Origin of the sequence: Psychromonas aquatilis (assembly GCF_038155185.1) — a bacterium.
Classification (GTDB): Bacteria; Pseudomonadota; Gammaproteobacteria; order Enterobacterales; family Psychromonadaceae; genus Psychromonas; species Psychromonas aquatilis.
The window spans coordinates 1-283 of sequence record NZ_JBAKAZ010000186.1; the positions used below are offsets into that span (position 1 = coordinate 1).

Annotated in this window: 1 protein-coding gene; it reads right to left on the minus strand. The window is 28.3% G+C overall.

Annotated elements, in window-relative coordinates; genetic code table 11:
* Positions 1-283: hypothetical protein (locus V6256_RS15300; protein WP_341599115.1), on the minus strand; the 283-nt coding region annotated here is incomplete at both ends.

Here is a 283-nt window from a genome sequence, read left to right on the forward strand (position 1 = left end):
TAAAAACTTTCACATAACAGGGCATTTGACCAAATGAGGCTACAAGTATCGGTTTTTTTATATTTGTAAAATTATCAATAGTTAATTCTTTCTCTGGGTTATGAATACGAGCTATTTCAAGTAAAGCACTTAATGCTTTATAACTTAATGCAATAATTCTTGCACGTGAATAGGCTTTTGTCTTTCCTTTTGTAATATTTAAAAAGCAATTTCTATTCTCTATTTCAATATCACTAAACAATAAGATATAAACTTCATCACATCCTCTAACACCTGTTAAACA